We start from the raw sequence: 6,252 nt of genomic DNA, 5'->3' as shown, positions 1-6,252 counted from the left end.
AAAAAGGTATATTAATTTTTATAATAACGATAGAGGACATAGTTCTTTAGATTATGAAACACCTGCTAAGGTATATTTTGGTACTCAAAAAATTGCTTAAGTTTTTTCATAAACTGTTTGACAAACACGACCACCATAGAGTGTCAATGGAATCTTTAACTATAATGTTAACTGAAAAATGTAATTGTAATTGCAGTTATTGCTATCAAGATGTTTTTAGAAGAAAAAATAACTTTGAAAAAAAAAATGATTGGGGAAATGAAAATTTAGATTATTTGATAGAGGTCTTAAAAAAAATTTCTATACTACATTTTTTTGGAGGAGAGCCATTACTTAAAGAAGATATTATTTTTAAAATAGACAGATTACTCGAAGAGAATAAAATAAAGAAACCGGTATATGTATTTTCTACTAATTTAACTCTATTATCTAAAAAATTTAAAATTTTTTTAAAAAAACTAAAAGATGAGGGACATAAATTTAAATTTATAACAAGTATTGATGGTCCTAAATATATTCACGATAAAAATCGAAAATTAGTTTCAAACAGTTCTAGTTATGATTTGATAAAACATAATTATAATTATTTAATTTCAAATAATTATACAATTGACAGTATAGTATCCATCTATAATCAAGAGCATCTAAAAAATAAAATTTCAATTTTAGATACAATTATTTATATTTCAGAAAATTTTGAACAAACTGAAAATATTCAAATAAACTGTGAATATTTTGTGGATCATTTAAAAATGGATAAAAAAGAGTTTAGAAAAAAATATTTAAGAACCCTTTTACTAATTTTTAAACAATTTCAAGAAAAGAAAATAGAAGTAGAGAAATGTTCAAAATTTATTAAAAGTATACTTGAAGAAATTATATATTCTTTAAAAATGACCTCAAATCAAGAATATTTGTGTGTAAGTAAGTTATCACGGAAAACTATATTTCCAAATGGAAATATATATACTTGTCCAGAAGAATATTATTTAAAGGTTGAACCAGAGATTAATTTATTTGAAATAAATGGGGATAAGAAAATATCATTTAAACAAAATGAACAGAATTCAAAGTTTTTTTACGGTGAATTAGAATGTACGAAATGTAAGTATAACACAATATGCCACTTTTGCCCTTTAGAGATAAATACTTTAGAAGAATGCAAGTATAAACAGAAATATTATTTTCTTATATTTAGTAGTTTGAAAAAAATTTTTAAAGATGAAGAAACTTTTTTATTTTTTAAAAATATTATAAAAATTAACGCGAAAGATTTAAAATATTTATATTTGTATTTATTAAAAAATTAGGAGTACTTATGACAGAAAATTATGTTGAAAATTATATGAAATATTATGTAAATAAATATTATCAATTAAAGCAAAAGTCAAGAACTGAAAAAAATTATTGTCAAATATATGTAACAGAAAACTGTTCAGAAAATTGTGCACATTGTTATTTAAAATTTAATAAAAAAAATGAACTTTCTGCTAATGAAATAATCAAGACATTAGAAAAATTTATAAAAAAATCAGAATCAGATAATAAAATTCCAGTTTTAGATTTAATTGGAGGAGACCCTCTATCAAAAAAAGGTATAAAAGATATTTTAAAATTTTTAGGTGACAAGAATATAAATTATGGAATAAAAGGCAACCCTCATTTAGTGGATATGTATAAAAAAGATCTTGTAAAATATAAAATAAAAAGATATCAATTGAGTATTGATGGAATAGAAAGCACTCATGATTTTTTAAGAAGTAAAGGTAGCTTTAAAAAAACTATACATGCCATAAGAATTTTGAATGAATTAAATATTCCCGTTTTCATAAAATACACAGTGACAAATAGAAATTCAAAAGAAATTGCTCCTTTACTTTTATATCTTTTAGAAAAAAAATTAAAAATAACAGGATTTTCAACTGGGAGATATTATGAGGAAAAATTAGATAACACTTTTTCAAATAAAGAAATGAAAGATTTTTTTGATACATCAATGGAAGCTTATTTAAAATTATATCGTTTTCAATTAGAACAAAAAAAAATTAATATAAATATAGTCTTTAAAGAGCATTTATGGTATCCATATCTTTATAATAAAAAGTATATTTTAGAGAGTGAACATATAAAACAGTTAAAAACACCCTTTTCACTTTGTTGTTCAGTATTATCAATGAATACACATATAATTGAGTGTGATGGAAAAATTTATCCTTGTGCAAAAATTAAGGGTGTTGAATTTAAAAACTTTTATAAAGAATTAAAAGAATATCAAGATTCCTTAAAAAATAATAGTTGCTTTAATTGTGTTTTTAAAAACGTATGTTTAGGGTGCCCTGCTTTCCATAAAAAAAATCCAAATGGTTTAGTCATAGATAATGCTTGTTTTCTATATAAATCAGAGTAATTTAAAGAGGAGATATTTATGAATGATTTTTCAATAGAAAAAAATAAATATATTTTTTTCCCAGGATTATTAATAACTATATTAGGGAATGTAATTTTTTCATTTGCGACAGGATTATTTTTATTAGAAATTACTGGGGAAAGTTCTTTTTTTGCAATAAATATTATTTTTGCAACTCTTCCTTTAGCAATAGCTGCACCATTTTTAGGAAAGATAATTGATTTATTACCTAAAAAAAAAATAATTATAGTAGGAGATTTTTTTAATGCGATATTAATGCTTTTTATATTTATTTTGTGGAATAAGGTAAATAATATTTATTTAATATATTTTGGTAGTTTTTTAAGTAGTTTTTTAAGTTTTTTTGTATTTTTAGCTTATGATGCAGGGAAACCTCAATTATTTCCTAAAGAGTGGTTGATGAAAGCTAATTCTTTTTCATCAATAATAGATTCAAGTTGTAGAGTGTTAGGACCTTTAATGGGTGGGATTGTTTATGCCATTGTAGACATTAGATACTTTATATTATTAAATTCAATTTCATTTTTTATCTCAATGCTTTTAGAATGTTTTTTGAGCTTTTCAGAAAAAAAAGAAAAAAAGAAAAAACATACTAAAAAATGGGAAGGTTATTATTTTATAAAGAATTCGAAGTATTTGAAAAAAATTATTTTAATGGGTATTATGTTTAATATAGGTTATGGTTTTTCAATATTGATTCCTATTCCATATTTGGTAAATAATGTTTTTAATTTGAGTAAAGAAAGTTATGGAGTAATTCAGGGATTTTCTCCTTTTGGAATAATAATTGGTGCAATAATTATAAATAGATTTAATAAAAAACTAGAAATCAAATTTTTTATTAAATTGTTTTATTTTTTAACAGGTGTAAGTTTAATATTTTTGATTCCCATAATTTTTAATTTGTCCGATATAGTTATAGTTATTATATATAGTTTAGGGATGTTTTTATTAGGAATTACAATATCTTTTATAGACATTCCTTTATTTACATTCTTACAAAATAATTCTCCTGAAAATTTAAGAGGGGAGATTATAGGGCTGTTTATAAGCTTTATAAAAGTAACGTTACCTTTTACATTATTTCTATCTGGAAAAATAGTTGACCAATTTTCCCCAGATATTAGTATTATATTAGGGATTTTAATTTATTTTTTAACTGGATCATTTCTTGGTTATTCTTACAATAATAAAGCTATTTTAAAATCTATTAAAAAATGAAAAACAAAAAATTTATTTTTGATGCGATATTTTACTAACCTCTTTAATGAAAGTTCCAGAATAAACATTTTGGAACTTTCAGAATAGAACTCAATAAAATAAGGGCTTAAAAGCCCTTATTTTTATACTGTCTATTTTTTTAGTCTTTTCTCAGTTTTTGTTTGCGAATTTATTCTATATCTGTCCGCGTTAATTGTTTGATTTAGCTAGTATGACACTCTCTAGAGCAAAAATAACATCCATTCGATTTTGAAAACATTTCTTTAGCTTTTTTCACTGCGTCCTTACAAGAATCAAAATAGCCAAGATATTCTCTATTTTCTGAAAGAGGTAAATATTGACATTCTCCTGTATGAACCTCATGATCTCCATTTGATTGTGCTTTTTTATTAACATAATAATGTTTATGCATTTCTTCCTCCTAATAACTTATTTTTTATTAATATTATTCTCAGAACTATCATCTGGATTAGCTCTTACATATTTTTCTCCGTTTCTTTCATAAATTGAGTGGTCAGAGTGTTTTCCATTTTCAACTTCGTTTACAAGAGTTTCTCTAGAAACTTCTCCTCTCCCTTGTATTGTGTAATTCTCATTTTGTCCGTTTTCTCCATCATGATTCCCACGAATTTTTTTTGCCATCTATTCTCATCTCCTAATTATATTAAAATAAACAGTACAACTATCTATTACTGTATTTTTATAGAGAAGTAAATAAAAAATAAATTGGTTGCATTCAGAAAATAAAGTTTTAGATTTAACTAGAACTATTTTTTATTTAAAATCATTTAAAAAGTATTTTTATTTACCAGTTATGTCTTTTATATGCTATAATTATAAAAAAGAGGTGATTTTATGATTTTAATGAATTTAAAGGTAAATAATTTTTATGAGTTTAATAATTTTGATATAAATTTTTCATATCCTAAAAAAATAAAAGATTCAACGATTCCATATGAATATTTAGAAGAAAAACCAAATTTTAGGTTTAAGAGAGTTAATATAATAATGGGAGCCAATGCTACAGGAAAGACAATATTTGGACAAACACTATATAATATTTTTAGATTTTTAATAGATAAAGATACAAAACATCTAACTAAAATGATAGATAACCTTCAGATGGAAGCTAATTTTGAGATCGATCTGGTTTTAAGTGATTTAAATCTTTATAGAGTAAAGTGTATAATAGAAAATGAAGAAATAAAGACATTAACTATAGAAAAGTCAACAATTACAAAGAAAAATTCATATGAAGACTGTTGTAAAAAATTCAAAATATATGCAAATATTGATAAAATAAAAAAAGGTGATAGAAGGCTAAAATTATTTTTAACTTTAGAATCAATAGAAGATCTATTTACAGGTATTCTATTTGCTTTCCCTGGAGAAATTGTAGATAAAAACTATAATATAAAAATCCTTAATTTAATTCTGAAAACTTTTGATCCATCAATCAAAGAAGTTGTGGAAAGTTTAGAAGTAGAGGATACTTATCATATTGTTTTTAAAACTGGAAAAACAGTTATTGTACAAGATGGTGAAATTTTAAAAAATAGTTTATCCAAAGGAACAGAAGAAGGAATTGAAATAGCAAATATCATTGATAATATTAGAAAAAATAGAGGGTTGTATTTTATCGATGAAAAAATTTCCTATGTTCATAGTGAATTAGAAATAGAAATTTTAAATCAAATGATAAATCTAATGGATTCAAAATCTCAGCTTTTTTTCACCACCCATAATACAGATATACTTGAGATGAATTTACCTATTCATAGTTTTACTTTTTTTAAAAAGGAAGAAAAAATAGAAGCTGTGTACCCAGAAAGTATCTATAAGAGAAATGACCGTTCCATTATAAATGCTGTTAAAAATGATGTATTCAATACAATTCCTAAAACAGATCTACTCTATGAATTAGAGGAGGTTTGTTATGAATCTGAGCAATAATGAATACAAACTACTTTATTTAGTTGAAGGAGAATCGGAAGCAGCTCTTATAAAGGCTATTAAAAATGAATATATTTATTCTGGTAGAGTTCTAGTTTTTAATCCTTGGACAAAAAAAGCAGGAAATTTAACAAGAAATATAAGAGGAAAAACAGTTTGTATTTTAATCTTTGATACAGATGAATATAGAGCAGGAAAAGCCAATACAAAACTCTTACAAGAAAATTTAAGGTTATTAGAAAAATACTCAGAAGAAGTTATTGTAATTTGTCAAAATGAAACTTTAGAAGATGAACTGGTAAAATCTTGTTCTATAAAAAAAATTGAAGGATTTTTCAATTTAAAATCTATCAATGAACATAAAAAAAGATTTATAAAAACGAATAATTTATCAGTAAAACTAAAAGAAAAAAGCTTTGATATCAATAAAATTTGGATAGGAAAAAACATAGATTTTTTATCTGAAAACAAATCAAATTTAATAAAAAAATAAAACATAAAATCCCATAGGGGGGCTGTTGCAAGTTTTGTGTAAACTCTAAAAATTAATGTAAAACTTTTATAAAAAGAGGAGTAATAATTCTTTAATTATTGCTTCTCGTTTTTAATATATTAGAACTTTATTTTTTGTATGTCAATAGCAGAGCCTA

7 protein-coding genes are annotated in these 6,252 nt (G+C 23.4%); 5 read left to right on the top strand and 2 right to left on the bottom strand.

Annotation, left to right across the window (positions count from 1 at the left end):
* Positions 1 to 146 precede the first annotated feature (146 nt).
* From V5784_RS02340 to V5784_RS02330, 3 genes are read left to right on the top strand one after another with little or no spacing between them, the layout of a single operon-like run.
* Positions 147 to 1,310, top strand: a complete 1,164-nt coding sequence (locus tag V5784_RS02340) for a radical SAM protein (protein WP_336887441.1) — start codon at positions 147 to 149, stop codon at positions 1,308 to 1,310.
* Between the two features lie 8 nt (positions 1,311 to 1,318).
* Positions 1,319 to 2,407, top strand: a complete 1,089-nt coding sequence (locus V5784_RS02335; protein ID WP_336887440.1) for a radical SAM protein — start codon at positions 1,319 to 1,321, stop codon at positions 2,405 to 2,407.
* A gap of 18 nt (positions 2,408 to 2,425) precedes the next feature.
* Positions 2,426 to 3,649: an MFS transporter gene (locus V5784_RS02330; protein ID WP_336887439.1), complete on the top strand. Its 1,224-nt coding sequence runs from the start codon at positions 2,426 to 2,428 to the stop codon at positions 3,647 to 3,649.
* A 202-nt stretch (positions 3,650 to 3,851) separates the two neighbouring features.
* Here V5784_RS02330 and V5784_RS02325 read toward each other — a convergent pair whose 3' ends face one another.
* A complete protein-coding gene (locus V5784_RS02325) occupies positions 3,852 to 4,061 on the bottom strand; it encodes a hypothetical protein (protein ID WP_336887438.1) in 210 nt (69 codons plus the stop codon).
* A gap of 17 nt (positions 4,062 to 4,078) precedes the next feature.
* Entirely contained in the window at positions 4,079 to 4,291 is a 213-nt protein-coding gene (locus V5784_RS02320; protein ID WP_336887437.1) for a DUF3892 domain-containing protein, read from the bottom strand.
* A gap of 213 nt (positions 4,292 to 4,504) precedes the next feature.
* Here V5784_RS02320 and V5784_RS02315 point away from each other — a divergent pair, with 213 nt between their 5' ends.
* Both V5784_RS02315 and V5784_RS02310 read left to right on the top strand, forming a co-directional pair.
* Positions 4,505 to 5,602 (top strand): AAA family ATPase, encoded by a 1,098-nt coding sequence (locus tag V5784_RS02315; protein WP_336887436.1) that lies wholly within the window; start codon positions 4,505 to 4,507, stop codon positions 5,600 to 5,602.
* The gene (locus V5784_RS02310) at positions 5,586 to 6,095 is read left to right on the top strand and encodes a hypothetical protein (protein WP_336887435.1); all 510 of its coding nucleotides are present in this window, start codon (positions 5,586 to 5,588) and stop codon (positions 6,093 to 6,095) included. Before V5784_RS02315 ends, V5784_RS02310 begins: the two co-directional genes overlap by 17 nt.
* The last annotated feature ends 157 nt before the right edge of the window (positions 6,096 to 6,252 follow it).

It is taken from the genome of Psychrilyobacter sp. (assembly GCF_037132775.1).
Taxonomy (GTDB): Bacteria; Fusobacteriota; Fusobacteriia; order Fusobacteriales; family Fusobacteriaceae; genus Psychrilyobacter.
The sequence above is the reverse complement of the archived record's forward strand: the minus strand, read 5'-3'. Positions and strand labels throughout refer to the sequence as shown.